Origin of the sequence: Agrobacterium sp. M50-1 (assembly GCF_049843495.1) — a bacterium.
Lineage (GTDB): Bacteria > Pseudomonadota > Alphaproteobacteria > Rhizobiales > Rhizobiaceae > Agrobacterium > Agrobacterium radiobacter.
In genome coordinates, this window is sequence record NZ_JBBHZH010000001.1 from 185,014 (window position 1) to 211,478 (window position 26,465).

The 26,465-nt window shown below is 59.6% G+C and carries 27 protein-coding genes; 12 read left to right on the forward strand and 15 right to left on the reverse strand.

The genetic code is table 11. The annotated features are described in order from the left end of the window. The first annotated feature begins 8 nt into the window (after positions 1-8). Complete coding sequence (locus WDZ78_RS00770) at positions 9-1,367, forward strand: HlyD family type I secretion periplasmic adaptor subunit (RefSeq protein WP_425672043.1); 1,359 nt, start codon at positions 9-11, stop codon at positions 1,365-1,367. 85 nt (positions 1,368-1,452) lie between these two features. Beyond that, a complete protein-coding gene (locus WDZ78_RS00775) occupies positions 1,453-1,947 on the forward strand; it encodes a hypothetical protein (protein ID WP_425672044.1) in 495 nt (164 codons plus the stop codon). Here WDZ78_RS00775 and WDZ78_RS00780 read toward each other — a convergent pair. The 4 genes from WDZ78_RS00780 to WDZ78_RS00795 all read right to left on the reverse strand — a co-directional run bounded on the left by WDZ78_RS00780 (position 1,944) and on the right by WDZ78_RS00795 (position 6,521). Continuing rightward, entirely contained in the window at positions 1,944-3,212 is a 1,269-nt protein-coding gene (locus WDZ78_RS00780; protein WP_425672045.1) for an O-antigen ligase family protein, read from the reverse strand. The genes WDZ78_RS00775 and WDZ78_RS00780 overlap by 4 nt on opposite strands. Before the next feature lie 7 nt (positions 3,213-3,219). Continuing rightward, the gene (locus WDZ78_RS00785; protein WP_425672046.1) at positions 3,220-4,479 is read right to left on the reverse strand and encodes a polysaccharide biosynthesis/export family protein; all 1,260 of its coding nucleotides are present in this window, start codon (positions 4,477-4,479) and stop codon (positions 3,220-3,222) included. Between the two features lie 194 nt (positions 4,480-4,673). Then, complete coding sequence (locus tag WDZ78_RS00790; protein ID WP_020011879.1) at positions 4,674-5,354, reverse strand: sugar transferase; 681 nt, start codon at positions 5,352-5,354, stop codon at positions 4,674-4,676. A gap of 618 nt (positions 5,355-5,972) precedes the next feature. Then, positions 5,973-6,521, reverse strand: coding sequence for a cupin domain-containing protein (locus tag WDZ78_RS00795; protein ID WP_003523802.1), 549 nt, complete (start codon positions 6,519-6,521; stop codon positions 5,973-5,975). Positions 6,522-6,665: 144 nt separating this feature from the next. On the opposite strand from WDZ78_RS00795, the gene WDZ78_RS00800 reads away from it, so the two are divergent. After that, a complete protein-coding gene (locus WDZ78_RS00800) occupies positions 6,666-8,000 on the forward strand; it encodes an aspartate aminotransferase family protein (RefSeq protein ID WP_020011880.1) in 1,335 nt (444 codons plus the stop codon). Between the two features lie 142 nt (positions 8,001-8,142). Continuing rightward, positions 8,143-9,963: a methyl-accepting chemotaxis protein gene (locus WDZ78_RS00805; RefSeq protein WP_020011881.1), complete on the forward strand. Its 1,821-nt coding sequence runs from the start codon at positions 8,143-8,145 to the stop codon at positions 9,961-9,963. Between the two features lie 308 nt (positions 9,964-10,271). Here the strand turns inward: WDZ78_RS00805 and WDZ78_RS00810 are convergent, their stop codons facing one another. The 4 genes from WDZ78_RS00810 to WDZ78_RS00825 form a co-directional block, all read right to left on the reverse strand. Further along, the gene (locus tag WDZ78_RS00810; protein WP_020011883.1) at positions 10,272-11,057 is read right to left on the reverse strand and encodes a L,D-transpeptidase; all 786 of its coding nucleotides are present in this window, start codon (positions 11,055-11,057) and stop codon (positions 10,272-10,274) included. A gap of 19 nt (positions 11,058-11,076) precedes the next feature. Beyond that, positions 11,077-12,132 (reverse strand): L,D-transpeptidase family protein, encoded by a 1,056-nt coding sequence (locus tag WDZ78_RS00815; RefSeq protein ID WP_026363969.1) that lies wholly within the window; start codon positions 12,130-12,132, stop codon positions 11,077-11,079. Between the two features lie 175 nt (positions 12,133-12,307). Next, a complete protein-coding gene (locus WDZ78_RS00820; RefSeq protein WP_020011885.1) occupies positions 12,308-13,087 on the reverse strand; it encodes an SDR family oxidoreductase in 780 nt (259 codons plus the stop codon). A gap of 2 nt (positions 13,088-13,089) precedes the next feature. After that, positions 13,090-13,473 carry a hypothetical protein gene (locus tag WDZ78_RS00825; RefSeq protein ID WP_020011886.1) on the reverse strand — a complete coding sequence of 128 codons (384 nt, stop codon included), beginning with the start codon at positions 13,471-13,473 and terminating at the stop codon, positions 13,090-13,092. A gap of 93 nt (positions 13,474-13,566) precedes the next feature. Here WDZ78_RS00825 and WDZ78_RS00830 point away from each other — a divergent pair, with 93 nt between their 5' ends. Together WDZ78_RS00830 and WDZ78_RS00835 are read left to right on the forward strand one after the other, a co-directional pair. Then, entirely contained in the window at positions 13,567-14,148 is a 582-nt protein-coding gene (locus tag WDZ78_RS00830; protein ID WP_020011887.1) for a DNA-3-methyladenine glycosylase, read from the forward strand. After that, entirely contained in the window at positions 14,145-14,288 is a 144-nt protein-coding gene (locus WDZ78_RS00835; protein ID WP_020011888.1) for a hypothetical protein, read from the forward strand. The genes WDZ78_RS00830 and WDZ78_RS00835 overlap by 4 nt, the downstream gene beginning before the upstream one ends. A 251-nt stretch (positions 14,289-14,539) precedes the next feature. On the opposite strand, the gene WDZ78_RS00840 is transcribed toward WDZ78_RS00835, so the two are convergent. Both WDZ78_RS00840 and WDZ78_RS00845 read right to left on the reverse strand, forming a co-directional pair. Beyond that, positions 14,540-14,737, reverse strand: coding sequence for a hypothetical protein (locus WDZ78_RS00840; protein WP_020011889.1), 198 nt, complete (start codon positions 14,735-14,737; stop codon positions 14,540-14,542). Positions 14,738-14,911: 174 nt separating this feature from the next. Continuing rightward, positions 14,912-15,925 carry a substrate-binding domain-containing protein gene (locus tag WDZ78_RS00845; protein ID WP_425672047.1) on the reverse strand — a complete coding sequence of 338 codons (1,014 nt, stop codon included), beginning with the start codon at positions 15,923-15,925 and terminating at the stop codon, positions 14,912-14,914. Positions 15,926-16,193: 268 nt separating this feature from the next. Here WDZ78_RS00845 and WDZ78_RS00850 point away from each other — a divergent pair, with 268 nt between their 5' ends. The 6 genes from WDZ78_RS00850 to WDZ78_RS00875 all read left to right on the forward strand — a co-directional run bounded on the left by WDZ78_RS00850 (position 16,194) and on the right by WDZ78_RS00875 (position 22,266). Further along, positions 16,194-17,459, forward strand: a complete 1,266-nt coding sequence (locus tag WDZ78_RS00850) for an ABC transporter substrate-binding protein (RefSeq protein WP_020011892.1) — start codon at positions 16,194-16,196, stop codon at positions 17,457-17,459. A 64-nt stretch (positions 17,460-17,523) separates the two neighbouring features. Next, positions 17,524-18,498: a carbohydrate ABC transporter permease gene (locus WDZ78_RS00855; RefSeq protein WP_020011893.1), complete on the forward strand. Its 975-nt coding sequence runs from the start codon at positions 17,524-17,526 to the stop codon at positions 18,496-18,498. Then, positions 18,495-19,328: a carbohydrate ABC transporter permease gene (locus WDZ78_RS00860; protein ID WP_425672048.1), complete on the forward strand. Its 834-nt coding sequence runs from the start codon at positions 18,495-18,497 to the stop codon at positions 19,326-19,328. The genes WDZ78_RS00855 and WDZ78_RS00860 overlap by 4 nt, the downstream gene beginning before the upstream one ends. Before the next feature lie 10 nt (positions 19,329-19,338). After that, entirely contained in the window at positions 19,339-20,367 is a 1,029-nt protein-coding gene (locus WDZ78_RS00865) for an ABC transporter ATP-binding protein (RefSeq protein ID WP_425672049.1), read from the forward strand. A gap of 57 nt (positions 20,368-20,424) precedes the next feature. Then, the gene (locus tag WDZ78_RS00870; protein ID WP_425672050.1) at positions 20,425-21,210 is read left to right on the forward strand and encodes a ThuA domain-containing protein; all 786 of its coding nucleotides are present in this window, start codon (positions 20,425-20,427) and stop codon (positions 21,208-21,210) included. A gap of 6 nt (positions 21,211-21,216) precedes the next feature. After that, a complete protein-coding gene (locus WDZ78_RS00875; RefSeq protein WP_026363972.1) occupies positions 21,217-22,266 on the forward strand; it encodes a Gfo/Idh/MocA family protein in 1,050 nt (349 codons plus the stop codon). A 242-nt stretch (positions 22,267-22,508) separates the two neighbouring features. Here WDZ78_RS00875 and queE read toward each other — a convergent pair whose 3' ends face one another. The 5 genes from queE to WDZ78_RS00900 form a co-directional block, all read right to left on the reverse strand. Then, a complete protein-coding gene (queE, locus tag WDZ78_RS00880; RefSeq protein WP_425672051.1) occupies positions 22,509-23,264 on the reverse strand; it encodes a 7-carboxy-7-deazaguanine synthase QueE in 756 nt (251 codons plus the stop codon). Next, positions 23,261-23,617 (reverse strand): 6-carboxytetrahydropterin synthase QueD, encoded by a 357-nt coding sequence (queD, locus tag WDZ78_RS00885; RefSeq protein ID WP_425672052.1) that lies wholly within the window; start codon positions 23,615-23,617, stop codon positions 23,261-23,263. Before queD ends, queE begins: the two co-directional genes overlap by 4 nt. Further along, positions 23,617-24,327, reverse strand: a complete 711-nt coding sequence (queC, locus tag WDZ78_RS00890) for a 7-cyano-7-deazaguanine synthase QueC (protein ID WP_035220981.1) — start codon at positions 24,325-24,327, stop codon at positions 23,617-23,619. The genes queD and queC overlap by 1 nt, the downstream gene beginning before the upstream one ends. 170 nt (positions 24,328-24,497) lie before the next feature. Further along, positions 24,498-25,631, reverse strand: coding sequence for a Gfo/Idh/MocA family protein (locus tag WDZ78_RS00895; RefSeq protein ID WP_425672053.1), 1,134 nt, complete (start codon positions 25,629-25,631; stop codon positions 24,498-24,500). Between the two features lie 24 nt (positions 25,632-25,655). Then, positions 25,656-26,420 carry a sugar phosphate isomerase/epimerase family protein gene (locus WDZ78_RS00900; RefSeq protein WP_026363973.1) on the reverse strand — a complete coding sequence of 255 codons (765 nt, stop codon included), beginning with the start codon at positions 26,418-26,420 and terminating at the stop codon, positions 25,656-25,658. Between the last annotated feature and the right edge of the window lie 45 nt (positions 26,421-26,465).

Here is a 26,465-nt window from a genome sequence, read left to right on the forward strand (position 1 = left end):
GGACCATCATGTTCAAGAAGAAAAACGCCATTGCCGAAATCAAACCCCAGGGCCAGCTCGAATGGTATAGCGAAGTGCCGCGCTCGATCCGCCTGCATAGTTCGATTGGTCTTGCCGTGCTGCTCGCTTCCTTCGGTGGCTTCGGATTTTGGGCCGGCACCGCACCGCTCTCCTCAGCCATCATCGCGCAGGGCAGCTTCGTCGCCACCGGCAACAACAAGGTCGTCCAGCATCTGGAAGGCGGCATCATCAAGGAAATGATGGTCAGCGAAGGTGAGACGGTCAAGGAAGGCGACGTTCTGCTGACGCTGGACAAGACGACGGCGCTTGCCAATGAACGCATGTTGCAGCTGCGCCGGCTTCGCCTCGAAACTATCGTGGTGCGCCTGCGTGCCGAGGCCCAGGGCGCAAGAAGCTTCAAGGTGCCTGATATCGTCATGAAGGAAGCCGGCGACCCGGATATCAATTCCATCATCCAGAGCCAGAACATCGTGTTCCACAGCAAGCTCGTCAAGCTGGAGGAGCAGCTCAACCTGATCGACAAGAACATCCGGTCGCTGGAGTTCCGCTATGCGGGCTATGACGGACAAAAACAGTCCTTCGACCGGCAACTGGCGCTTTTGACGCAGGAGCGCGATTCCAAGGAGAGGCTCGCCAAGGATGGCGTCATCCGCAAGACCGACATGCTGGCGCTGGAGCGCGCCATTGCCGATGCGATGGGTGATATCGCCCGGCTGAGCGGCGAAATGAACCAGAGCGAGGCGGAGATCGCCAAGTTCAGGCAGGAAGCGATCATCGCCGTCAACGCCAACAAGCAGGCGGCGCTCGATGCGCTGGAAACCGCAGAATCCGATCTCGACAGCGTGCGCGAACAGGTGCGCGGCGCGGCTGAAGTGCTGGAACGCACCATCATCCGCTCTCCCGTCAACGGCACCGTGGTGCGCGCCTATTATCACACGCCTGGGGGCGTCATCACGACAGGCAAGCCGATCATGGAAATCCTGCCCGCCCATGTTCCCCTCATTCTCGAGGCACAGGTGCTCAGAACCTCCATCGACCAGCTGCATGAAGGGCAGACCGCCGCGATCCGCCTCTCAGCGCTCAACCGCCGCACCACGCCAGTTCTGAACGGCAAGGTCTTTTACGTTTCGGCCGACAGTATCGAGGAAAATGCCGGCCTTCAGGTCAAGGACGTCTATATCGTGCGCGTCCAGATACCCGACGAAGAGATCGCCAAGGTCCATAATTTCCATCCCGTGCCCGGCATGCCTGCCGACGTATTGATCCAGACCTCGGAGCGTACCTTCTTCGAATATCTGACCAAGCCGATCTCCGACAGCATGTCCCGCGCTTTCAAGGAAAGATGAAGAAATAACAGGGATTTACACTGTCAATCCCGCCCCTGTCGGCATATAATGCCCGTATAATTCTTTTGGGGTGGGAGAAGCGGGCATGGCGGTGATGTCGGACGTATTACTGCTGGTCGGCAGGCTGAATTACGTGTGGACCAACACCGAAAGCCTGATGATCTATCTGATCGTCCATCTCCTGAAAGTGGAGAAGGAAGCGGCCATCGTCGTGTTCCTGACCCTCAACACCACGCGGGCGCGTATGGATCTGATCGAGCGCCTGGCGAAGCTTCCCTCAACTGATGCGAAGGATCGCAAGACCATCCTCTCCATCATGGCGCGGCTGAAGAAGGAAGCGAAGACGCGCAACAAATATAATCACTGCATCTATTCCTTCGACGAGAAGGGTGAAATCGCCAGCACACAGCTGATGCGGCTGGTGGAGGATGACAGCCAGGTGCGTTACGGCAAGGTCGAGCGCATGGACGAGAAGGAAATCGGACAACTCGAAAAATCGATCGCCGACATCGTCGATGTCAGCAAGGACATGTGGAGTTTCATCCACGCCAGTCCGCATGTCTCGGCGGATTATCTCTAGGCTCTCGTCTGTAGCCGCATGCCGATCGCCGGGTGAGACTCACTACCCTCTTCGGCCCTTGCCGGGAGGCACAGTTTCCCGGCTGCGAAATAAAGCAGGAACGAGCCAATCTGGTAGGGGAAGATGATGTCGATCTCCACGAAGGAACGCACGACAAACAGAGCGCAGATCGCAAACAGGATAACGCCCTGCGGATCGCTCTTGCGCATCAGCACCGAGCGCAGATGCCCGAGCAAAGTTCCGTAAAGCACCATGCCAAGCAGGAGCATGCCGACAAAGCCGTTTTCCACCACGGTTTCGATATAGGTATTGTGGAAGTGGAAGCCGGTGCGGCCGGTAATGAAAAAATCGTTCCAAAGGCGTTCGGCATCGGGAAAACCCGCGACCCAGAACCCCTGATAACCAACGCCGAGGATTGGCGTCTGTTTTGCCGCCTCGATGCCCTGCTGCCAGAGATAGGTGCGGCCGGTCAGCGTTGAATCCTTGCCGAAAATGCCGAGAATGGCGTCAAGCAGGCCGAATTGCAGGGAAGCGACCGCCAGCAATGCGCCGAGTCCACCGAGCACGAAAAACGTCATCTTTCTGTTCGCCGGCGAAAGCATGCCGATGGGAATGAAGCCGATGATGAGGGCGACCACCGCCGCCGTGGTAATAGTGGATGTGGCCGATTGGGACGCAAGGAGGCTATAGGCCGACAGGAGCCCGGTGACGCCGGCAATCGGCAGCCAGATGCCCCTTTGCTTGAGCACCAGCACCGACGCGGCGGCAAAGATGACGCCGAGCGAGGCATAAAAGCCGAGCTGGTTCTTGGAGGAGAAAGCGCCGACGAAACTATAGGTGCCGTCAAGCGCATCGAAGAGATAGATGCCGAACAGCAGCGAATAGAGCAGAACGACGGCGATGCCGATCAGCGCGCCGCGCGTCAGGGTCCGGATCGAGATCACCCGCATCGCGATCAGTGCGCAGACGATATGTGTCATATACTGGATGGAGGCGCGCATGGTCACTGACGCCGCCTCCGACCAGAAGCTGGACAGAACGGTCAAAATGCCAAAGGCGAAAATCCACAGGTAACGCGGATAACTGCCGAGCACGCGCCGGTAATCGACCACCACCAGCGGCAGCCACATGCCATAATAGGCCAGAACCGAGATTTGCCCGAAACGCGACGAATAGGCGAAAACGAAGAATGACAGCGCAACCGCCGTTATTCCGTAGATTTCATTGCGTTCGGGATCGATCAGCGCCGATTTGGCGATCCGCATAAAAACCTCACTGCATCAGGATTTCAGACGAGACCTTGATGACGTCGCCGGGCTGAAGCATGGCGTTCTCATCCACCGTCACTTCCTTCGGCTTCCCGTTTTCCTCACGCACCACGACATAGCTGATCGTCGCGGACTTGCCCGACGGATCGAAACGGATCGCTTCGGCCGATTGCGCCAGCGCTTCCGACATCAATTCGCGGCTGGTGGTCAGCTGCAGATTGAGCTTGTCCAGTTCCGCTTCGGTGTCCTGCAATTCCTTGGAGCGCTGCGCCACCCAGTCGTTGCGCAGGTTAATTTCGTCCTGGGTCGCCTTGTTGATGTCCTGCTTGGCGCGCAACGACTGCGTATCGATATCGAGCAGGTTGGATTCCACCTCGGCCGCGCGTTCTTCCGCGGAAATACGCCGCTGCGACAACGCAAGCCCCTGCTCGTTCAGCCGGTTGACGCGGTCGCGGTCCTCATTGGCAAGCTGAAGCTGGCGGTTCTGTGTCTCTGATTTCTTCTTCAGGGACTCGACTTCGCTCTGCAAAAGCGCATGCAGGTCGGTCAGCGCCTTGAGCTGCAGGGTGTAACGCTCGGTGCGCGACTTCATCAGCGCGCTTTCGCTGGCCAGCAGCACGTCGATTTCGCCGATCTTTTCCATTTCGGGCGTCTTGGCGATGGTCGTGTCACCCTTGACCTCGGCGATCAGCCGCGCCTGACGTGCGAGCAACCTTGCCCGCTGGTTGTCGTAAACGGCGGCGTCGCCGCGGGCATTGATGAAGTCACGGGCAAAACGCTGCCCGGCGTCGGAGCGGCGCAGGCCGCCGGCAAGGCTGACCGCCTTCAGCACGGTGAGATTGGCGGCATAGGGATATTCACCCGGCGTCTGCACATCGCCGCTCAAAAAGATCGGCCGGAACTGGGCGATCTCGACGGAAGCGGAAGGAAGGTTGCGAAGGGCGAACTTGCTCTGCAGCTGGGCGCCGATCTGTTCGCTGACCTCCGAAGGTGTCTTGCCCGCCACATCCAGCTGCCCGATGAAAGGCAGAGACAACGCACCAGACGGGCCGACGGAATAATCTCCGTTGATGACGTCCCAGTTGCGGATGCTGCCATCGGCCGGCTGCCATTCGGCAACACGGATACGCAGCTTGTCGGCCGTACCCAGCTTATATTGAGCGCCATCCGCAGCCGTTGCGGAGAGCGGCGCGGCAAGGGCGACGGAAGCGGCAAGAACGAGGGCCACAAATGGGCGGTGGGCGGCAGCAATAAGGCCGTTCATCGGGAAACTCCCTGTTAGCGGATCGCCATGCAGGCGATCCGGCCGTCGCGCAACCGGACAAGGCCGGCTGTGCAGCGCCGCAAAAAGCGGCCGGTATGATTAGCACCAATGACGCACCCAAAGACCGGACTTGGGATCCCGGTCGGGGTGCGTGTCGAAACGAAGATCGATAAAGCCGAACTCAATATCGGTTTTCAGTAGCTTCCGCGTGAAAGGCACACGGCGGGAATGGTCTTGACGATGATGAAGACATCCCGCCGCATCGACCAGTTCTGAACATATTGCGTGTCGAAAGCGACGCGGGTCTTGTAGGATACATCGTTACGGCCGCTGATCTGCCAAAGGCCGGTCAGGCCTGGACGGGTGCTGAGATAATAAGCGGCAGCACTTTCATAATAGCTCAGTTCCTCATCGACGACCGGGCGCGGGCCAACCACGCTCATTTCGCCGCGGATGATGTTGAGGAGCTGCGGCAATTCGTCAAGCGAGAGCTTGCGCAGCACAGCGCCGACAGCCGTAACGCGCGGATCGTTCTTGAGCTTGCGGGTGGCGCGCCATTCTTCGGCGGCTTCCGGATTGGCGGCAAGATATTGCCGCAGAATCTCATCACCGTTCATCGCCATCGTCCTGAATTTCAGGCAATGGAAATAACGGCCATTATGTCCAACACGCCGGTGGCCATAAAAGATCGGGCCGGGATCAGACAATTTCACCAGCGCGGCGATCAACAGGAATATCGGGCTGAAGATGAGCAGCGCAAGTGCAGCCGATGTCATATCGAAGCTGCGTTTTGCGATGCCCCCGATAGGGAAACTGACATCGAAATCTTCGGAGCTGCTGAGTGTCTGTTCAGCCGATTGGGTCGCGGACTTCATAGAGAGAACTCCATTTATGTTTTGCGATTGGTCGGTGCCCGGAGGCGCGTCTTTCCGTCTAAAAGAGATAACAAGTCTGTGTTCGGAATTTGATGCTAATGGATTTTTTGTAAGGCACATTGCCCATAACCGTCTATGCGATTTCTTGCGCGAGCGGCCGATTAACGTCCGGGCAATATTAACGGTTGCATAAAAAAGCAACAAATGGGCGTGCGGCCATGTGTTGAGAGCATGGGTGTGGCGCCGGCATGTATTGGGTTTTGTGGCGTCTACAGTCTTTTCTTATGTGTTTCTTATGACTTGCGCAGATGAGACAGGAACGCCAAGAACAGACATGCCTGTAAAAGACTATTAAAGTTTGTTGCAGCGCAGCAAGATTGTGGCAATGCATATAAAATTTGACATATTAGCGGGGATTTTTTTGCCCGACACTGCCACTGCACCAATAAAAAACGATGGAAAAATCGCAAGAAGGTCTCAAAGACGGCAAAATAGTGGCGCGACAGTGCATTCTGAACATGGCAGCTACGCAAAAATGCGAGAGCTGGCAATCGAATCCTCTCCACTTTACCCTCTGAGCCGTTTCACGCGCCGCGCCAAGCGCCAAATCCGGTGGTATCAGAAGGTCGGCGGTGTGCAGGCGCTGATGACCTCGCACGGCACGGGACCCACACAACGGAATCGGTGCGGCCTGCGGCTTTCGAAATAATAGGCATCCCCCGGCCCGAGCACGCGCCTCTCCTCATCAACAGTCACTTCCAGACGCCCGGAGAGAATGATGCCCCCCTCTTCCCCATCGTGAACCAGCGGCACCTTGCCGGTATCGGCGCCCGGCTGGTAACATTCCTTCAGGATTTGCAGGCTGCGGCCGAAGACATTCTCGCCCACCTGCCGGAAGGAGATCGGCCCCTTGCCGATTTCGACCAGTTCATCCGCCCGGTAAAAGGCCTTCCGGCTTGTCTCCGGCTCGAAAGCGAAAAACTCGGCAAGGCCGATCGGTATGCCGTCAAGAATGCGCTTCAGAGCGCCAACGGACGGGTTGGAGGTGTTGGATTCGATCAGCGAAATCGTCGAATTGGTGACACCGGCACGTCTTGCCAGTTCACGCTGGGAAATATTGTGGCGCAGCCGCAAATGGCGCAAACGCCCGCCTATATCCACCGACATGCCCGCTCCCCGTTGCCCTTGTTCGAAATATCGAAAATCTGTGTTGAGGCCTATAGCATTTTCAATGACTTGGCCACAGCGAGAAAAGGGCTTGTTCAGTCGCAAAAATAGCTTTCAATCACCGGTAACGAACAGGAGACCACCATGGACAACCCGAGCCGATCCAATTCCACCTCACTCGACAGCTACTGGATGCCGTTTACCGCCAACCGGCAGTTCAAGGCCAATCCCCGCCTGCTGACGAGCGCCGAAGGCATGTATTACACCAGCAATGACGGACGCCAGGTTCTCGACGGCACAGCTGGCCTGTGGTGCGTCAATGCCGGCCACGGTCGCCAGCAGATCGCCTCCGCCGTCAAGCACCAGCTTTCGACCATGGATTACGCGCCCTCCTTCCAGATGGGACACCCGGTTGCCTTTGAATTCGCCGAGCGGCTGGCGGAAATCGCACCCGGCCCGGAAGGGGCGAAACTTGATCGTGTCTTCTACACGGGCTCCGGATCGGAATCGGTTGATACGGCGCTGAAGATCGCCATTGCCTATCAGCGCGCCATCGGTCAGGGCACCCGCAGCCGGCTGATTGGCCGTGAACGCGGTTATCATGGCGTCGGTTTCGGCGGTATCTCCGTGGGCGGCCTTGTCAACAACCGCCGCGTTTTTCCGCAGATCCCCGCGGACCATCTGCGCCACACCCATGATCCGGCGAAGAACAGCTTCGTCAAGGGCCAGCCCGAGCACGGCGCAGAGCTTGCGGACGATTTGGAACGGCTGGTCGCCCTGCATGGCGCGGAAACCATAGCCGCCTGCATCGTCGAACCCGTGGCCGGCTCCACCGGCGTGCTGGTGCCGCCAAAAGGTTATCTGGAACGCCTGCGCGCCATCTGCGACAAGCACGGCATTCTGCTGATTTTCGATGAGGTCATCACCGGTTTCGGCCGCATGGGCTCCACCTTCGCCAGCAACTATTTCGGCGTTACGCCAGATATCGTCACCACCGCCAAGGGCCTGACCAACGGTGCGATCCCCATGGGCGCGGTCTTCACCAGCCGCAAGGTGCATGATGCGCTGATGCATGGGCCGGAAAACCAGATCGAGCTGTTCCACGGCTATACCTATTCCGGCCACCCGGTCGCCTGCGCCGCCGGCATCGCGACGCTCGACATCTACCGCGATGAGGGTCTCTTCACCCGCGCGGCGGAGTTGCAGGATGTCTGGCACGACGCCATCCATTCCCTGAAGGGCCTTCCCAACGTCATCGACATCCGCACCATCGGTTTCATCGCCGGCATCGAGCTGCAGTCACGCGAAGGTGCTGCGGGCGCACGCGCCTATGATGTCTTTACGGATTGCTTCGAGCGCGGCCTGCTTATTCGCGTCACCGGCGACATCATCGCTCTTTCGCCACCGCTGATCGCCGAAAAAACCCATTTCGACGATATCGTCTCGATCCTCGGCGAGGCGCTGAAACGCGCAAATTAAAATATAAAATTCTAATAAAGCAAAGGCTGCAATAAAAATTGCGGCCTTTTTTTGCTTTTATCAAGAACATAGCAAAATAGATCATTTATTAAGCATGTTCTATTATTTTCCCGCAGTATAACCAACAGCGCGGGAACGTTCCATGGCGTCGATTCAGCAGAAGACAATATTGGCAAGCGTCGCCATCTTTTTCATCGCCGGCAGCGCTACGGGTGTCGGCATGTGGGCAACGGAAACGCTAAACCGCAACGGCGAATATGTGGCGCTTTCGGCCGACGTGCTTCGCAACCACATGCAGGCGGACATGATGCACGACGCGCTGCGTTCCGACGTGCTCGCCGCCATTCTTTCTTCCGACGAAAAGATGGGCCTGGACCTGAATGCGGTAAAAGCCGATCTGGCGGAACATGAATCCACCTTCCGGCGGATGATCGAGGAAAACAGGTCTCTGTCAGCCGGCACCGATGTCAGGGCCGTCATCGACGGCGTCGAAAAACCGCTTCTTGCTTATATTGACGCCGCCAATGCGGTTGTCGGCCTTGTCGGCGCCCGTCAGGAAGAGGCTCTCAAGCTGATGCCCGAATTCATGCAGCAATTTTCGGCGCTTGAAAAAGCGATGGAAACGGCCGGCGACCAGATCGAAGCCCTCTCCGACGCCGCCTCCGCCGAAAGCGAAAAGACCAAGGCGACCATCAACCTCGTTTTGAAGGGGTTGCTGGTTCTCGCCGTGCTTTTCTCGGCCGGACTTTTCCTTCTCACCCGCAAATCGATTATCCGACCGGTTCTGCAATTGTCGAAGAACATGGAAATTCTGGCGGCCGGCGATACGTCGCAACCACCCTCCGGCACCGACCGCAGGGACGAGATCGGCTCCATGTCCGGCGCGGTCGAGATATTCCGGCAGGCGGCCATTGCCAACCGGGCGCTCGAAGAGCAGGCAGATATCGCCCGCCGGCAGGCGGAAGCCGACCAGGAGGAAACCCGGCGGCAGGCGGAGGAAGATGCGTCCGAGCGGTTGCGCATCGCCACCTCCGGCCTCGCGGCCGGCCTGAAGCGGCTGGCGTCCGGCGATCTGGCCTTCCAGCTCGACGATGCCTTTGCCCCGCAATTTGAAGCCCTGCGCCACGATTTCAACAGCTCGGTTCGGCAACTCGCCGAAACGCTCTTCGCCATATCTAATGGCATCGGCACCATCGACGGCAGCAGCCGCGAGATCGCCGCCGGCGCCGGCGATCTTTCCCGCCGCACGGAAAATCAGGCCGCCTCACTTGAACAGACGGCCGCAGCGCTCGATGAAATCACGGTCAACGTGTCGAACGCCAACAAGCGCGCCGCGGAAGCAAGGCTCGCCGCCACAGACGCAAACGAAAGCGCGCTGAAATCGGTCGAAGTGGTCGGCCATGCCGAAGAGGCGATGCGTCGCATCGAAACCTCGTCACGGCAGATCACCGGCATCATCGGCGCCATCGACGAGATCGCCTTCCAGACCAATCTTCTGGCGCTGAATGCAGGCGTTGAAGCCGCCCGCGCCGGCGAGGCCGGCAAGGGCTTTGCCGTGGTGGCGCAGGAGGTGCGCGATCTCGCCCAGCGCGCGGCAAAGGCCGCAAGCGAAATCCGCGATCATATCCGCCAGTCATCCGCCGAGGTGGAAAGCGGCGTGAAGCTGGTTCTCGATACCGGCACGGCGCTGAAGGATATCGGCGAACGCATCGCCGGCATCGACCGCCATATGAATGCGATAGCCACATCGGCCGCCGAACAATCGACCGGCCTTGCGGAGATCAACGCGGCCGTAAACTCGATGGATCACGCCACCCAGCAGAATGCGGCCATGGTGGAACAATCCACCGCCGCCTCCGCAACGCTTGCCGCCGAAACGGCAAAGCTGCGCGCGCTGGTATCGCGTTTCCGTCTTGAGATGGAAATTGCCGGCAGCCGGGGAGAGACACGCCGGGTTGCATAAGGGCAATGGGTGATGAGGGGATATCTCTCCCCGTCATGTCGACCTATGCTGCAGCGGTTGGTGACGATCTCGGGCATGAACTAAGCATGGCGTCATCAGATGAGTGACAAATCTCGCCAAGCTGACGTCATCCTTGGGCTTGTCCCAAGGATCTAATCACGTCCAATAAGATCAATCGGTTGCAGATCCTCGGGACAAGCCCGAGGATGACGCCAAGAAAACACGCGTCCTTTTCGCCGGACTAGATCCGGGGTGGGACGATGCAATTGGCCAAACGCCATTTCTGGCGTCTGGGCAATCTTCATCGATCAATAGCTCTGCACCGGCTGCGACAGGCCGTCGCCGATTACGCCATTGCCATATTGCGCCACGGGCACACCTTCCTGGCCGATCGGCACGCCCTGCTGTGCCGGGCCGAGCGCCGTCACGACGATCGGCGTACCATCAGGCACGCGGTTATAAAGGTCGATGATATCCTGGTTCAGCAGGCGCACGCAGCCTGATGATACCGATTTGCCGATGGTCCACCATTCGGGCGAGCCGTGCAGACGGTAGATCGTATCCTTGCCGTCCTTGAAGATATAGAGCGCACGCGCGCCGAGCGGGTTCTTGAGGCCCGGCTCCATGCCGCCGTTACGGCTGCTATAGGGTTCCAGTTCCGGCTGGCGGGCGACCATTTCATCGGGCGGCGTCCAGCGTGGCCATTGACGCTTGTACTGAATGACGCCGCGGCCGGACCATTCGAAGCCTGCACGGCCTAGGCCGACGCCATAGCGCATCGCCTGACCATTCTCATAGGTGAGATAGAGGAAATGGTTGGCCGTATCGACCACGATGATGCCGGGGCGTTCGCCGGTCGGGTTCGCCACCATCTGCCGCAGGAACTGGCGCGGAATCCGCTTATAGGGGATTTCCGGCAGCGGGAACTGCTCGTCAGGCCTCGGACCGTACATGGCGGCATACAGCGGGTCTTCGGCAGGCGCCGCTGGTCGGGCGGCCTCACGCGCCGTTGTGTTGCAGCCCGCAAGGCCGGCAAGCGCCAGTCCACCTGCTCCAAGCAGGAAACCCCGCCGGGTCGTTGTCGTCTCGTTCAATTGAAAAACCTCATTTACGTCATCTCACGCTGGCAAAGGGATCTGCCAGCGCCGCCTCCGGGCGGCTGATAGGGTACTTCGTGCCGGAAACCTGCGATGCCATGGCCTTGGCGCCGCTGGATTTCAGAATGGCCCGAAAGCTTGGATGCATGCCGCCGTCCACATACGCGCTGAGCGGGGCAGAAGTTCCCTCGCTCATCGCGGCGGCAAGTTTTTGTTGCTCTTCACCGAGTTTCGACGCCACCAGCGGATCCTGCTGGTTGACGGCCGGCGGGCACGCCGCCAGCGGATCGGCAGGCTCGCCGCCGGCAAACTCACTGTTGAAGACATAACGGCGGCCGCAGACCGAAACCTTGGGCTGCCGGCGCGTTACCTCGAAATAGTCGTAGCCTTCCTTCAGCGTCTTCCAGAACGGCATATTGGGGTCATCCCGATGCGCCACCATGTTCCGGGCGCTCATGCGGAAGGGATAGGCCTGCACCTGAAAGCGGTCCTGTCCGCCCTGCAATGCACGCGCGACGATAGCGTAAATCTCACCCACCTGGGCGTCCGTCATGGCGTAGCAGCCGGAAGAGGAGCAGGCGCCGTGCACCATCAGCGCCTCGCCGGTGTAACCGAGCGCCGATTCCAGCCGGTTGGGATAACCGAGATTGAAGGAAACGTAATATTGGGAGTTCGGGTTCAGCATGCCGGCCGAGACATGATAAAAACCTTCCGGCGCCTGCCGGTCACCAGTCTTCATCTTCGGGCCGAGCTTTCCGGACCAGCGGCACATTGGATAGGCCTTGAGCAGCGCGTAATTACCTGTCTTGTCGACCTTCCAGACCTCGAGCTCGCTTTCCTGCTTGAAAATGCGAACGAGGACCGGGCTTTCTGGGCGCATGCTCTTGGCCGACATCTGCGCCATCATCTTGGACGACAGTTTCGGCGGGTCTTTCTTGACACTGTCGAGGCCCATGGAGGTGCACGCCGCAAGTCCGCCGCCGATCGCGACGATCGCAGCCATTCTTGCCCCTGCTTTTACCCGATGCCGCAACCCCGCAACCGCGAAATCCAGCAATGCCTGCATGCCCATGGATCGTTCTGCCCGCCTGATTTGCCCGCCTTTCCGGCAGACGCTTAACTATCGAAGGTGGCCACAACACGGCAACCTCGCCCATGTACAAAGTCTCGTGAACAGACGTTACCCATTCGTTAATCATAGAGACACAAGCCCGTGATGCCGTTGGCGTTGAGCTTGGACGCCCTGATTATCGGAGCAGCCCCTGGCCGCCATCGATCCATACCGGCGTGCCGGTAATGTGACGGGATGCATCCGTCGCCAGGAAACCGATCAGCGCGGCGACGTCCTCGCTCGTCCCGGCCACGCCGTCGGTCACAGGAATATCCCCGGCTGGAAAACGGACAGGAACCTCCGTTTTTTCCCGCCCGCGTATATCGGTATTTTCATCGATCGCCGTTTCGATTTCGCCCGGACACACCGCATTGACGCGAATACGGTGACGCCCCAGTTCCAGCGCCAGCTGCTGCGCCATGGCAAGTTGCCCGGCCTTCGTCACGGAATAGGCTGTAGCACCGGGCGACGTGAAGGTGCGGGTACCATTGATTGACGAGATGATAACGATCGATCCGCCGCCGGCCGCCTTCAGATGCGGCACGCTTACATGAACGGTGAGATAGGTACCGCGCAGGTTGATGCGGATCGTGTCGTCCCATTCGGACGGCTTCAATTCATCGATGGGGGCCCAGACGCCGTTGACGCCAGCATTCGCCACCACGACGTCGAGCCGGCCGAAATTCCCAACCAGCGCTGCGACCGCGTGACGCATCGCCGCCTCATCCGCCACATCGGCCACAAGCACCTTCGAAGAGCCGGATGCGAGGTCTATCTCCCGGGCGAGATCATTCAATTCCGATTCGGTGCGGCCCAACAGACCGAGCGAGAAACCCTGCGCCGACAGATGAAGGGCGGCGGCGCGCCCAATGCCGGAGCCTGCGCCGGTTACCAGAGCAACTTTGCGATCGGCCACTATTACAACCCTCCTTTTCGGGAAGCGATGGATGTGACCGTTGCCGAGACGGGATCACTCGCCGGAAAGCTGTCCTCCAGCCCCTCTTCCAGCTCCTCCTCCAGAATGTCGCGATCCTTCGATGTGCGGGCGCTCGCCTTGCCGTGCGGCGCTTCGTCCTGCCCCGTACCGAGAGCGGAGAATTGCGAAGGCGCATCCGCGCCATGGCGCGTTCCGAAGGCGGTCAGCTGGACAAGCACCGCACTTGCCCGCTTGATGGCCTCCGCATCATCGATCCCTTCAAGACCATCGGCAAGGCGAACAGAGACCTGGTCACCGTCGCTGCCGACGAACTCGACGGAGATAACCCCGTTATTGCGTTTTACATAGGTCGTCGAAAGTTGCATGACATGCCCTCCGGTTTGGGAAACACCGGCAAAACCGGTGCGGGGAAACGAATAAGCTGACTTCAGAACTACACAGAGCAGAAGGGGTTCCGGATGGATGAAGCCTTTGGCCCGGAAATGCAGGAGAGTTTCTTCCTGCGCGACGCGGTGGATGTGGCTCGCGCCCTCATCGGCGCGGAGTTCCGCATCGGCAATACCGGCGGGATCATCGTGGAAACCGAAGCCTACCATCCAGACGACCCGGCATCCCACAGTTTCAACGGGCAGACCCCGCGCAACAGGGCGATGTTCGGCCCGGCCGGCCGTCTTTATGTCTACCGGTCCTACGGCATTCACTGGTGCGCCAACTTTGTCTGCGCTCCGGGCTCCGCCGTGCTTCTGCGCGCCATCGAGCCGATCACCGGTATAGACATGATGAAACTGCGCCGGGGAACTGACAAGCCGAAACTTCTCTGTTCAGGTCCAGGCCGACTTTGCCAGGCGCTCGCGATTACGGGGGAGATGGACGGCGCGCCGTTGAACGCACCACCGTTTTTCCTGCGGTTGCCGAAAGAAGCCGCCGCCATCACCAGCGGCAGGCGAATCGGCATCAGCCGCGCGACGGAATACCCGTGGCGCTTCGGGCTGAAGGACTCGACTTTCGTCAGCAAGAAATTCGAGAATGGAGACCCGTGAAAGACGAGAGCACCCTCGGCGGCCCGTCATTTTCGTCGGGATTGGGTACCGGCGCCTCGTCCGGCAGCCTGTCGGGTTCCGGCTCTTCGACCGGCGGGATATCCGGCTGCGGCGGCACGGGCATCGGCGGTTCGGGATAGGGCTCGACGGGAACGGTTTGCATTGGCGGCCTCCTGATAAACACGCTCTGCCGCAATGGACACAAGCTGCGTTTTTATCTCTTTGGACAACGCCTTCGCGCCGTCGCCAATCGGGCGGCGCAACACCCAATTTGCCCATCGGTCAAATGCCGGTCAGGTCCCTTCGGTCCGGTTGCGCCGCCCTGCGGGTCGTACAGGGAAACGCGGGCACGGCCGGTCCGTTCCGTTTTTTAAGAAGGTTTTTGCGACGCTCAGGCGAAACCGAGCGCGCTGCGGGAAATATCCCGGTTTTCGCAATAATCGCGAGAATGAGCCTCGTGACCATGCTCGCGCGCGGTCGAACGGGTAAGTTCCGGGCTCGGAACGTTGAGCAGCGCATCGGCATAGGTGCCGGTCGCCTCGACGTCATCAATCACAGTCTGCTGTTGCGGTTTTAAAAATTCAAACATCCGTCCACCTCCTTCGACACGTCCCCTCAACGCGCCGGCCCGGGTCCTGTTCCATAACACCCGTAACTGTTCCGATTATACATGAGGCAGCGCGGACGTATAGATGACGAAAGGCGAACGTTATCAACTGACGTTCACAAAACGGAGTGGAATCAGTGAGCTATGACCAGAAGCTCAGGCAGGGCCGACCGATTCCCGCAGGATCAGCTCGACCGGCCACAATTCCTGAACCTCACGAACCGGACGACCGCCGATAATCTGCAACAACAGGTCCGTCACCCGCATGCCCGCCATGCGCATGGGCGAGCGGGTGGTGGAAAGCGGCGGCATCATGCTTTCCGGCGTGAGATAAGGAAACACGTCGTCATGGGCGATGACGGAGACATCCTTGCCGATCGTCAGACCCAGCTGATTTGCGGCGCGATAAACGCCCTGCGCCGTCATCATCGCACCAGCGACAAAGGCGGTCGGGCGCGGCGTCTGCTCCAGCAGCGAGCGGGCAAAGCGAAAAGCGGCATCCTCGCTGAAATGCTCGCTCATCATCAGGCGCGGATCCGGAGTAATGCCGTGTTTTGCCAGGGCGTCGCGAAAACCCTGCTCACGATCCTGCACGAAGGTGCGCCCCACCGGACCGTTGATAAGCGCGATACGGCGATGGCCGCGCTCCAGAAAATGGATCGTTGGTCGATAGGTTACATCGTGGTTGTCGATATCGAGCCAGGCATGTTCGAATGGCGTCTTGGAGCGGCCATGCACGATGAAAGGCACGCCCAGCCGGTTGAGCAGCGCGATGCGCTCATCCTCGGGGCGCGGCGAATGCACGATGATGCCATCCACCCGGCCGCTCGCCGCCAGCCGGCTGAAAATCGCCAGCTCCTCATCGAGATTATTGTCCACGGTGACGCTAACGAGAATGTCGGTTTCTTCCTGTTCCAGACGGGTCGCCATGCCGCCCATGAATTCCGAAAAGAAATGCCCGCCGCCCGAACGGCCCATGACGACGCCGATGGCGCCCGCCCTGCCCGTTGCCAGCCTCACGGCGTTGGCATTCGGCCGGTAGCCGTATTTCAGCGCAGCCTCCATCACCCGTTGCCGCGTTTGCTCGCGCACCTCGGGATAGCCGCCAAGCGCACGGCTGACGGTGGTGGGCGATAGCCCAACCTTTTCTGCGAATTCCTTGAGTTTCATGTTTTTCGCCAATTTGCCTCTGCATGCGTTGCCGCCGCAGATTTTTCAAGCGGACAATAATTGAAAACGATTTCAATTTTTATCCATCTGAAACCTTACAGTCGGTCATTTCGAAAAGCAAACACCGCAAAATCATCGTCGGAAATGCCGAGTTTTCACACAATTAGAAAGAGTATTGACAGATTGATCCGCTTTTGAGAGCCTCACGCCAGTCAAAAGCGCTTTCAATTTTGAGGACAATCGGAAGCGTCAACGGAGGAGTTTGACAATGAATATTTCCATGAAGACTTTGTTCCTGTGCGGCAGCGTACTTTCCGCGGCAGTTTCGGCGCAGGCGGCCGAACTTTCCATCGCCGCCAATTCCACCGGCAAGAACATCGCGTTCTTCCGCGAGCGGATCGCCGCCTTCGAGAAAGAGACCGGCCACAAGGTCAATCTCGTCACCATGCCTTCTTCATCAAGCGAACAATTCAGCCAGTACCGGCTATGGCTTGCCGCCGGCAACAAGGATGTCGACGTCTACCAGACCGACGTGATCTGGGCGCCGCAGCTCTCCGACCAGTTCGTGGATCTGACCGAAGCGACCAAGGACGTCATCGGCGATCATTTCCCCTCCATCGTTGCGTCACAGACCGTGGACGGCAAACTAGTCGCCATGCCGATGTTTACCGATGCACCCGCTCTGTTCTACCGCAAGGACCTTCTGGAAAAATACGGCAAGCAGCCGCCGAAAACCTGGAAGGAACTGGGCGAGACTGCCAAGGAAATTCAGGACAAGGAGCGGGAGGGTGGACAGAAGGACCTCTGGGGCTTCGTCTTCCAGGGCAGCGCCTATGAAGGCCTGACCTGCAACGCGCTGGAATGGATCGCATCCGCCGGCGGCGGCCATATCGTCGAGACCAATGGCGATATCTCCATCAACAACGAGAAAGCCGCAGCCGCGATCGAAGCCGCCAAGGGTTGGGTCGGCACAATCGCACCGCAGGGCGTGCTTGCCTACAAGGAAGAGGAAGCGCGCGGCGTCTGGCAGACCGGCAATTCCGTGTTCATGCGCAACTGGCCCTATGCCTACGCACTCGGAAATGGCGCCGACAGCGCCATCAAGGGTAAGTTCGGCGTCACCCCGCTGCCGGCAGGCGCAGAAGGCGAAGCACCTGCCTCGACACTCGGCGGCTGGAACCTCGCCGTTTCGAAATATTCCGACGACAAGGAAGCCGCCATCCAGCTGGTGAAATTCCTGGCATCGAAAGACACCCAGAAGATGCGTGCGATCCAGCTCTCCAACATGCCGACGATCGCCTCGCTTTACGACGACAAGGACGTTGCGGAGGCACAGCCCTTCATGCCGACCTGGAAGCCGATCTTCCAGACCGCTGTTCCCCGTCCTTCCGCCTCGGCCAAGGTAAAATATAACGAGGTTTCGGCCAAGTTCTGGGGTGCGGTCCACAACACGCTCTCCGGCAATGGCACGGCGGCTGAAAATCTCGAATTGCTCGAGGTGGAACTGACCGATCTCAAAGGCAACGGCTGGTAATCCGGCTCGCGCGGGAAGCGGTCTCGCCTGATCGTTTCCCGCGCCCCAACCGCGAGATGTCCCCATGAATGACACCACCCTTCAAAGACCGGTCGCGGCATCCGGCACCGGTTCGGATCTTCAATCGGAACGGCTGAAATCCGCCTGGCTGTTTCTTGCCCCCACATTTCTGGTGTTGGCGCTGGTGGCCGGCTGGCCGCTTGTGCGCACTGTCTGGTTCAGCCTCACCGACGCATCGCTGACCAATCTCGACGGTGCGCAGTTCGTCGGCTTCAAGAACTACCTGAGCTGGATCACGCTCAGCAGCGGCCGCACGATCTATCGCGGCCTTCTGGCCGATCCCGCCTGGTGGGGTGCGGTTCTGAACACACTGAAATTCACCATCCTCTCGGTCAGCTTCGAAACCGTGCTCGGCCTCATCGTCGCTCTGGTTCTGAACGCCGAGTTTAGAGGACGCGGCTTCGTGCGCGCCGCCATCCTCGTGCCATGGGCCATTCCCACCATCGTCTCGGCGCAGATGTGGGCGTGGATGCTGAACGACCAGTTCGGCATCTTGAACGACCTCTTCCTCAATCTCGGGCTGATCTCCCACAAGATCGCATGGACAGCCAATCCGGATACCGCGATGGTCGCCGTGCTGATCGTCGATATCTGGAAGACGACGCCGTTCATGGCGCTGCTCATCCTCGCCGGCCTGCAGATGGTGCCGAAGGACATGTATGAGGCAGCGAAGGTGGACGGCATCCACCCCGTCAAGGTGTTCTTCCGCGTTACCCTGCCGATGATCCGGCCGGCCCTCATGGTCGCCGTCATCTTTCGCATGCTGGATGCGATGCGCGTCTTCGACCTCATCTACATTCTGACGCCGAATAACGCCCAGACCCGCACCATGTCGGTGCTGGCGCGTGAGAACCTGTTCGATTTCGACAAGTTCGCCTATGGCGCCGCCGCCTCCACCATGCTGTTTCTCATCATCGCCTCGATCACAGTGATTTATATGTGGCTCGGGCGCGTCAACACCGATGGAGCTTCGCGATGACCCTGCCAAGCATCCTGAAAACCACCGCCTTTTATGCGCTGGTCGCCATCATCATGGTGATTTCGGTATTCCCGTTCTACTACGCGATCCTGACGAGTCTTAAATCCGGCTCGGCGCTGTTCCAGGTCAATTATTGGCCGCGTGAATTCTCGCTGACCAATTACAGCTTCGTCATCGGCAACGGCACGTTCCTGCGCAATCTCGGCAATTCGCTGTTCGTTGCATCTTCAGTCGTCGTATTGTCGCTGTTCCTTGCGGTAACGGCGTCATATGCCTTGGCTCGCGTTCGCTTCCGGGGCCGCTCGCTGCTTCTGCTCACCATCCTGTCGGTTTCGATGTTCCCGCAGATCGCCGTTCTCGCCGGCCTGTTCGAACTGATCCGCTGGGCTGGCATCTTCAACACGCCGCTCGCGCTGATCTTTTCCTACATGATCTTCACTCTGCCCTTCACTGTCTGGGTGCTGACGACATTCATGCGCGACCTGCCGATCGAAATCGAGGAAGCGGCAATCGTCGATGGCGCAACGCCATGGGTCATCATCACCCAGGTCTTCATGCCGCTGATGTGGCCGGCGCTCGTCACCACAGGGCTCCTCGCCTTCATTGCGGCGTGGAACGAGTTCCTCTTCGCGCTCACCTTCACCTCATCGAACGAACAGCGCACGGTGCCCGTCGCCATCGCACTTCTTTCGGGCGGTTCGCAGTTTGAAATCCCCTGGGGAACGATCATGGCGGCCTCCGTCATCGTCACCGCCCCGCTCGTCGTCCTCGTTCTTATCTTCCAGCGACGCATCATTTCCGGCCTCACCGCCGGCGGCGTCAAAGGCTAGGAGAAAACTTATGACCACCATTCAACTGCGCAATCTTCGCAAATCCTTCGGCGCCTTCGATGTCATCAAGGGCATCGACATGGACATCCGCTCCGGCGAGTTCATGGTTTTCGTCGGCCCTTCCGGTTGCGGCAAGTCCACGCTGCTACGCCTCATCTGCGGGCTCGAGGAAATCACTGGCGGCACGCTCTCCTTTGACGGAGAAGCCGTCAACCGCCTGCCGCCCGCCAAGCGCGGCGTCGCCATGGTCTTCCAGTCCTATGCGCTTTATCCGCATATGACCGTGTTCGAGAACATGGCCTTCGGCATGAAGCTGTCAGGTGCGGACAAGGAACAGCGCAGAAAGCGCGTCGAAGCGGCAGCCGAGATGCTACAGCTTACGCCCTATCTGGAACGCCTGCCGAAGCAGCTTTCCGGCGGCCAGCGCCAGCGTGTCGCCATCGGCCGCGCCATCGTTCGCGATCCGAAGGTGTTCCTGTTCGATGAACCGCTCTCCAACCTCGATGCGGCGCTGCGTGTCGCAACCCGGCTGGAGATCGCCAAGCTGCACCGCGAGATGCATGATACGACGATGATTTACGTCACCCACGACCAGGTGGAGGCCATGACGCTCGCCGACCGCATCTGCGTGTTGCGCGATGGCCGCGTCGAACAGATCGGCACACCGCTTGAGCTTTACGAAAGCCCGGTCAACACCTTCGTTGCCGGCTTCATCGGCTCGCCGAAGATGAACTTCCTTGCCGGCAAATATGCCGAGACGGAAGGAGCCGCGACCATCGGCATCCGCCCCGAACACATCACCATCGCCACCGATGGCAACGGCTGGAGCGGCGAGATCGTCCACTCGGAAATGCTGGGATCGGACAGCTACATTTATGTCGAGATTGGCGCCGGCGAACCCATCGTCGTTCGCGAGGAGGGTGTGACCGGTCGCAAGGCGGGCGAACGCATCGCCATCGTGCCGGATGCGGCGCAGATCCACCGTTTCGACGCGCAAGGCCGGGCATTAGCCCGCAACCCCGCCCGGGGTGCAGCCTGAACATTCAACTTTCGCCGGGATCACCCAAGGTCCCGGCTTTCACCGAGGAGCATGAAAATGACCATCAACACCGTTGTATGGGGCGAAAATATCCACGAACACATCAACGAGACGGTGCGTTCGATCTATCCAAACGGCATGCACAACACCATTGCCGACGCGCTGAACCAGAACCCTGAGATCAACGCCACCACCGCCACGCTGCAGGAGCCGGAACACGGCCTTTCGCAGGAGCGTCTGGACAAGACCGACGTTCTTGTCTGGTGGGGCCACAAGGACCACGGCGCGGTTCAGGACGAGATCGTCGAGCGCGTCGCCAAGCGCGTCTGGGAAGGCATGGGCCTCATCGTCCTGCATTCCGGCCATTTCTCCAAGCCGTTCAAGCGGCTGATGGGTACGCCCTGCGCACTGAAATGGCGCGAGGCCGGTGAACGCGAGCGTCTGTGGACGATCAATCCGCGCCACCCGATCGCAGCCGACCTGCCCGAGCATTTCGAGCTGGAAAACGAAGAAATGTATGGCGAGCAGTTCTCCGTGCCGGAGCCGCTGGAAACCGTATTCATCTCCTGGTTCCAGGGCGGTGAAGTCTTCCGTTCCGGCCTCACCTGGCGTCGCGGCGCGGGCAACATCTTCTATTTCCGCCCCGGCCACGAGACCTATCCGACCTATCACGACGCCAATGTGCAAAAGGTCATCAGCAATTCGGTGAAATGGGCATATAATCCGGCCGGCGCACTGACGAGCATCCACGCTGCCCCCAATGTTCCCGTCGACAAGGCGCTGGAGCCGATCGAGGAACGCGGCCCCAAGCTGCACAAGGCAGGCGAAGCAGGTTACAGGTAAAAAGCCATGAGACTTCTCATTCTCGGAACCGGCGGCATGGCCAACAACCATGCCACCTATTTCTCTCAAATCCCCGGTGTCGAACTGGTGGCTGCGGTGGATGTGGACGATGTGGTGGTGCGGGGCTTCGCGCTCCGCCACAACATTCCGCTCTCCTTCACCTCGCTGGATGACGCAATCGCCTGGGGTGAATTCGACGCGGCGGCGAATGTCACGCCTGACGCCATCCACCACCCCACCAGCCTGAAGCTGCTGGCGGCCGGCAAGCACGTCTTCTGCGAAAAGCCGCTGGCGGAAAACTACGCCAAGGCCGCCGAAATGGCCGATGCGGCCGAAAAGGCCGGCCTCGTCGCCATGGTCAACCTCACCTATCGAAATGTCGCCCCTTTGCAGGCGGCACGCGAGATGGTGCTGGCGGGCAAGATCGGCAAGGTCCGGCATCTCGAAGCCTCCTATCTCCAGAGCTGGCTCGTTTCCAAGGCCTGGGGCGACTGGATGACGGAGAGCAAGTGGCTGTGGCGGCTTTCTACCAAGCACGGCTCCAACGGCGTGCTGGGCGATGTCGGCATCCACATTCTCGACTTTGCCTCCTATGGCGCGGGCAGCGATGTGGAGCGCATCTTCACGCGGCTGAAGACCTTCGACAAATATGAGGGCAACAAGATCGGCGTCTACGATCTCGACGCCAATGACAGCTTCACCATGACCGCCGAGCTTGAGAACGGCGCCATGGGCGTCATCCACGCCAGCCGCTGGGCGACGGGCCACCTCAACGAACTCCGCCTGCGCATCCATGGTGACAAGGGCGCATTGGAAGTGATCCACACGCCTGACTATTCCAGCCTGCGGGCCTGCATTGGTGAGGATGTGGAGAAGGCGATCTGGAAGACCATCGATGTCGACCCGGTGCCGACGAATTACGAAAAATTCGCCAAGGCGGTGATGGAGGGCGGCCCCGCCGATCCGGATTTCCGTCATGCGGCCAATCTGCAGAAGGTACTCGATCTGTCGATCATCGCGGATCGGGAGAGGCGCGAACTGGCCGTTTCGGCCTGATGTGAAAGAACAATATGCGGCACGACGTTGCCGCATGTTTCTTCTCCCCGAGGGGGAGAAGGTGGCCCGAAGGGTCGGATGAGGGGGCAAGCTCTCCGAATACTGCTACCCTTGCCCCCTCATCCCGCTGCCGCGACCTTCTCCCCGGCGGGGAGAAGAAACAAGTGGAACCCGCTCGCTCAATCCGCTATGCGCTTTCTCAAAGACGCGGACTACGACGTGGAATTTCATTCCCGCACAATCTACACGCCGCGCTTATTCCCCCACAACAGCACATGCAGTTGCGGCAGCACGCGAGCGGAGAACCAGCGGTCTTCGCTGACCTTCTCCACCAGCCACAACATCCGGTCCATGACCCCATCGATATCCACGCGGGCGTCGTCATCATCGGGCGGCGGCGGGGTGTGGTTGCCGGGCTGGAGGTAAACCGGCAGATGCGGAAAGCGAGCGGATGCCGTCTTGGCATAGGCATAATCCGCATCATCGAAAACCACGATTTTCAGTGCCACCTGCGGTCCATCGCCGGCGGTGGCAAGACAGTTCTCGAATGCCTGCCAGTCTGTTTCCATGCCGCTCGATGGCGGTTTCGGGCTCAGCACCAGATGGTCGAGATCGGCGAACCAGTCTTTCGCGATGCTGCCCTGCGTTTCCAGCGCGAAACGATAGCCCTCGCCCTGACCCTTCGCAATCAAAGCCCCGAGCGGCTGGATGGCGGGGTTGCCTCCGGAGAGCGACACCGTCAGCGGCACGCCGCCGGAAAGCCGACACACCTCCTGCCAGATCGTCTCGACAGGCATCGGTTTCCACGTATCGCGGTACTCGCTGTCGACCGCATGCAGCGTATCGCACCAGGAACAGCGGTAATCACAGCCGCCGGTGCGCACAAAAACGGTGGGCAGGCCAATCAGCGGCCCCTCGCCCTGAATGGTCGGACCGAAGATTTCGCTGATGCGGATTGCCGTTTCCTTCGCTGCAACTTTCTGTGCAGCCGCCGTCATGGCCGGTATTCCGCCCAGGTCTTGGCGGTTTCACTCACCCGCACGGCGCTGGTTTCCGGCAGGCGATCCTTGCACCAGTCATAGAAGTGCTTCGCCAGGTATTCCGCCGTCACGCGGTCATGGCCGAGAACGTCGTTCAAATGGCGATGGTCGAAATGATCGTCGATATAGCGCTTCAGTGGTGAAAGTTCGTGATAGTCGCGCACGAAACCATGAACGTTGAGTTCTTCACCCGATAGTTCGACCTCGACAATGTAATTATGCCCATGCAGACGGGCGCATTGGTGATCAGCCGGCAGGCTTTTCAGCTGGTGCGAGGCGGAGAAGTGAAACTCCTTGGTGATGCGGAACATCAGCGCACCTCCTGCGCCGCATAGGCATGGGTCGCCGCTACCCAAAAATCCGGGTCTTCGTAGTCGGTTGGGTCGGTAACGCCGGCCAGATGAAAAGCCTCGCGCCGTTCCACGCAGGTGCCGCAGCGTCCGCAATGGCGCAAACCGCCCTTGTAACAGGACCACGTTTCCCCAAAGGGCGTGCCGTATTTCACACCGTCGGTGACGATCGCCGCCTTGGAGACCGTGACATAGGGCGCAAAAAGCTTGACATCAGCATAACCTTCCAGCGCGTGCGCCTGCATGGCGTTGAAACTGTCGATAAAGCCCGGCCGGCAATCGGGATAGATGAAATGGTCGCCGCCATGTACGGCGATCGCCACCGCATCCGCCTGTTGTGCTGCGGCCAGACCGAAGGCGATGGTAAGCATGATGGCGTTGCGGTTCGGCACAACGGTGGAGCGCATGGTCTCCTCCGCATAGTGCCCATCCGGCACCGCGATGTCGTCCGTCAGCGCCGAGCCGGTGAGATGCGCACCGATGGTTCTGATGTCGATGACATGATGCGGCACGCCGAGACGCTTCGCACAATCGGCGGCGAAATCCAGTTCCTTCTTGTGGCGCTGGCCATAATCGAAGGAGACGAGAGCGAGAAGTTCATGCTCCGCTGCGATTTTATGCGCAAGCGAAACGGAGTCCAATCCGCCGGAGCAGATGACGATGGTTTTCATAATTTAGGATCCCTTGTTTTGACCGGGTGGGCTGCGACCGGATACGGCGCGGCTTTAAACCAAAGCGAAGGGATTGTGAAGAGCTTACGATATTAGCGCCGCCGCGCCGTTGCCGCTGAAACAAAAAAGCGGCGGAGTCGCCTCCGCCGCCTGTTTGATCGGTCGTCACATCAACGCAGCAGCGCCTGCGCCTCTTCAATGCCGAGCGCTAACGGCTGAGTGCAGGTCGTGGTCATCTCGATGAAGCGCCCTTCTTCCCCGGATTTGAGGATGGAGGTCATCACGTCGATGCCATGCAGGGAGCGATCCAGCGAGCAACGGGCATCACGGCCTTCCAGAATGGCAATCGCCATATCGGCAAGGCCTGCGGTGCGGTAATTGGCGCGCGGGCCGTTCGGGCTTTCCTGGTTGGCGATGCCGAAAGGATGCGCCCAGTCTTCCAGCGGCTGGATATTCTTATCGCGCCCGCTCGCTTCCACCACACCACCGAAGAAGTTGGGGTCCGGCACGTAGATAGAGCCTTCCGTGCCGTAGAGCTCCATATTGGCGTGGCGATGCGACCACACGTCCCAGCTAGCCGAAAGCGTGATCGTTGCTCCGTTCACGAATTCCAGCAGCGCATGGATGTTGGTCGGCGTTTCAACCGGGATGACCTCGCCGTTGAGCGGCTGGCTGGTCACCGTGCGGGTGGGATTGGCCATGGAGGTCAATGCCCCGACGCGCTTGACCGGGCCGATGAGGTTGATGAGGTTCGCCACATAATAGGGACCAAGATCGAGGATCGGCCCACCGCCCTTCAGGAAGAAGAAGCCCGGGTTCGGGTGCCACATCTCCATGCCGGGGCTCATCACATGGCAGGTGCCTGACGTGATGCGCCCGACCTTGCCCTCGTCGATATATTGCCGGGCGAGCTGATGCGCGCCGCCGAGGAAGGTGTCCGGCGCGCAACCAACGGAAAGGTTCTTCTCCCGGGCGATGCGGCGCAGTTCTTCCCCCTCTTCCAGCGAAAGCACCAACGGCTTTTCCGAATAGACGTGCTTGCCCGCCTCAAGTGCGGCTTTCGACACCGGAAAATGCGCGGCGGGAATGGTGAGGTTCACCACCACGTCGATGTCCTTGTTGGCGAGCAGTTCCTCGATGGACTGCGCGACAACGCCGAATTCTTCCGCCCTCAGCTCCGCCGCATTGCGGTTGAGGTCGGCGCAGGCAAGCACCTTGATGCCCTTGAAGAGCGGCGCCAGCGAGAAATAAGCAGACGAGATATTGCCGCATCCGATGATGCCGACGCCAAGATCTCTGGCCATGATAAAACTCCGAAAAATTGAAACTCAATAGGTTTTGAACGATGCGATCGAGCGGGTGATGAGCCGGTCGATATCTTTCGGGTTGTCGTGCTCGACCACGAAATGTTTCGTGGCGGATTTCGCCTTCAGCGCGGCAACGAGGCCCTTCCAGTCCACTGTACCATGGCCGACGTCGGCCCAGCCATCCTCATCCGCATTCTCTCCCGCGGGCGCGATATCCTTGACATGCACGGCGGTGATGCGCTTGCCGTAGCTCTCGATCCAGGCGAGCGGATCGGCATTGCCCCTGATAATCCAGGCGATATCCGCTTCCCATTTCAGGTCCGGGCCTCCGGCAAAAATCTGCTCCTGCGGCGTCGAGCCATCGTCAAGCGTCTTGAACTCGAAATCATGGTTATGCCAGCCGAAGATCAGCCCGGCATCCACGAAGGGCTTACCGGCTTCCTGCAGGCGCTTGCCGAAGGCGAACCAGCCTGCGACATCTGTCGGGCGCTGGTCGGGCATCAGATAAGGGCAATAGATCGCCTCCACGCCCAGTACCTTGGCGATGTTCAGCGCCTTTTTCGGATCACCCTCAAGAAGATCGAGACCGAAATGGCCGGTTGGCATGGTCAGCCCGTTGGCGTCGAGTTCGGCGCGCAGACCTTTCAGACCAGCTTCATCCAGCGAGGCATACATCGCGCCATAACCTTCGACATGTTTATAACCCGCCGCCGAAAGCTTTTTCAGAATGTCGGAAAAAGGCTGGAAATTGCGGGCGCTGTAAAGCTGGAAACCGAGTTCTGTCATTATCTCCTCCATAGAGATGTGGGTGCTTGGGATGGTGTTGGGGGG

Bases quoted from the DNA above. Each gene is read 5' to 3' on its own strand.
- WDZ78_RS00840 (WP_020011889.1), bottom strand. From the start codon at position 14,737: ATGTTTGAATTTTTAAAACCGCAACAGCAGACTGTGATTGATGACGTC.
- WDZ78_RS00790 (WP_020011879.1), bottom strand. From the start codon at position 5,354: ATGAAGTCCGCGACCCAATCGGCTGAACAGACACTCAGCAGCTCCGAA.
- WDZ78_RS00875 (WP_026363972.1), top strand. From the start codon at position 21,217: ATGAGACTTCTCATTCTCGGAACCGGCGGCATGGCCAACAACCATGCC.
- queD (WP_425672052.1), bottom strand. From the start codon at position 23,617: ATGTTCCGCATCACCAAGGAGTTTCACTTCTCCGCCTCGCACCAGCTG.
- WDZ78_RS00780 (WP_425672045.1), bottom strand. From the start codon at position 3,212: ATGCGGATCGCCAAATCGGCGCTGATCGATCCCGAACGCAATGAAATC.
- WDZ78_RS00815 (WP_026363969.1), bottom strand. From the start codon at position 12,132: ATGGGCATGCAGGCATTGCTGGATTTCGCGGTTGCGGGGTTGCGGCAT.
- WDZ78_RS00900 (WP_026363973.1), bottom strand. From the start codon at position 26,420: ATGACAGAACTCGGTTTCCAGCTTTACAGCGCCCGCAATTTCCAGCCT.
- WDZ78_RS00895 (WP_425672053.1), bottom strand. From the start codon at position 25,631: ATGGCCAGAGATCTTGGCGTCGGCATCATCGGATGCGGCAATATCTCG.
- WDZ78_RS00795 (WP_003523802.1), bottom strand. From the start codon at position 6,521: ATGTCGGTGGATATAGGCGGGCGTTTGCGCCATTTGCGGCTGCGCCAC.
- WDZ78_RS00870 (WP_425672050.1), top strand. From the start codon at position 20,425: ATGACCATCAACACCGTTGTATGGGGCGAAAATATCCACGAACACATC.
- queE (WP_425672051.1), bottom strand. From the start codon at position 23,264: ATGACGGCGGCTGCACAGAAAGTTGCAGCGAAGGAAACGGCAATCCGC.
- WDZ78_RS00800 (WP_020011880.1), top strand. From the start codon at position 6,666: ATGGACAACCCGAGCCGATCCAATTCCACCTCACTCGACAGCTACTGG.
- WDZ78_RS00855 (WP_020011893.1), top strand. From the start codon at position 17,524: ATGAATGACACCACCCTTCAAAGACCGGTCGCGGCATCCGGCACCGGT.
- WDZ78_RS00830 (WP_020011887.1), top strand. From the start codon at position 13,567: ATGGATGAAGCCTTTGGCCCGGAAATGCAGGAGAGTTTCTTCCTGCGC.
- WDZ78_RS00805 (WP_020011881.1), top strand. From the start codon at position 8,143: ATGGCGTCGATTCAGCAGAAGACAATATTGGCAAGCGTCGCCATCTTT.
- WDZ78_RS00865 (WP_425672049.1), top strand. From the start codon at position 19,339: ATGACCACCATTCAACTGCGCAATCTTCGCAAATCCTTCGGCGCCTTC.
- WDZ78_RS00770 (WP_425672043.1), top strand. From the start codon at position 9: ATGTTCAAGAAGAAAAACGCCATTGCCGAAATCAAACCCCAGGGCCAG.
- WDZ78_RS00785 (WP_425672046.1), bottom strand. From the start codon at position 4,479: ATGAACGGCCTTATTGCTGCCGCCCACCGCCCATTTGTGGCCCTCGTT.
- WDZ78_RS00825 (WP_020011886.1), bottom strand. From the start codon at position 13,473: ATGCAACTTTCGACGACCTATGTAAAACGCAATAACGGGGTTATCTCC.
- WDZ78_RS00850 (WP_020011892.1), top strand. From the start codon at position 16,194: ATGAATATTTCCATGAAGACTTTGTTCCTGTGCGGCAGCGTACTTTCC.
- WDZ78_RS00845 (WP_425672047.1), bottom strand. From the start codon at position 15,925: ATGAAACTCAAGGAATTCGCAGAAAAGGTTGGGCTATCGCCCACCACC.
- queC (WP_035220981.1), bottom strand. From the start codon at position 24,327: ATGAAAACCATCGTCATCTGCTCCGGCGGATTGGACTCCGTTTCGCTT.
- WDZ78_RS00775 (WP_425672044.1), top strand. From the start codon at position 1,453: ATGGCGGTGATGTCGGACGTATTACTGCTGGTCGGCAGGCTGAATTAC.
- WDZ78_RS00860 (WP_425672048.1), top strand. From the start codon at position 18,495: ATGACCCTGCCAAGCATCCTGAAAACCACCGCCTTTTATGCGCTGGTC.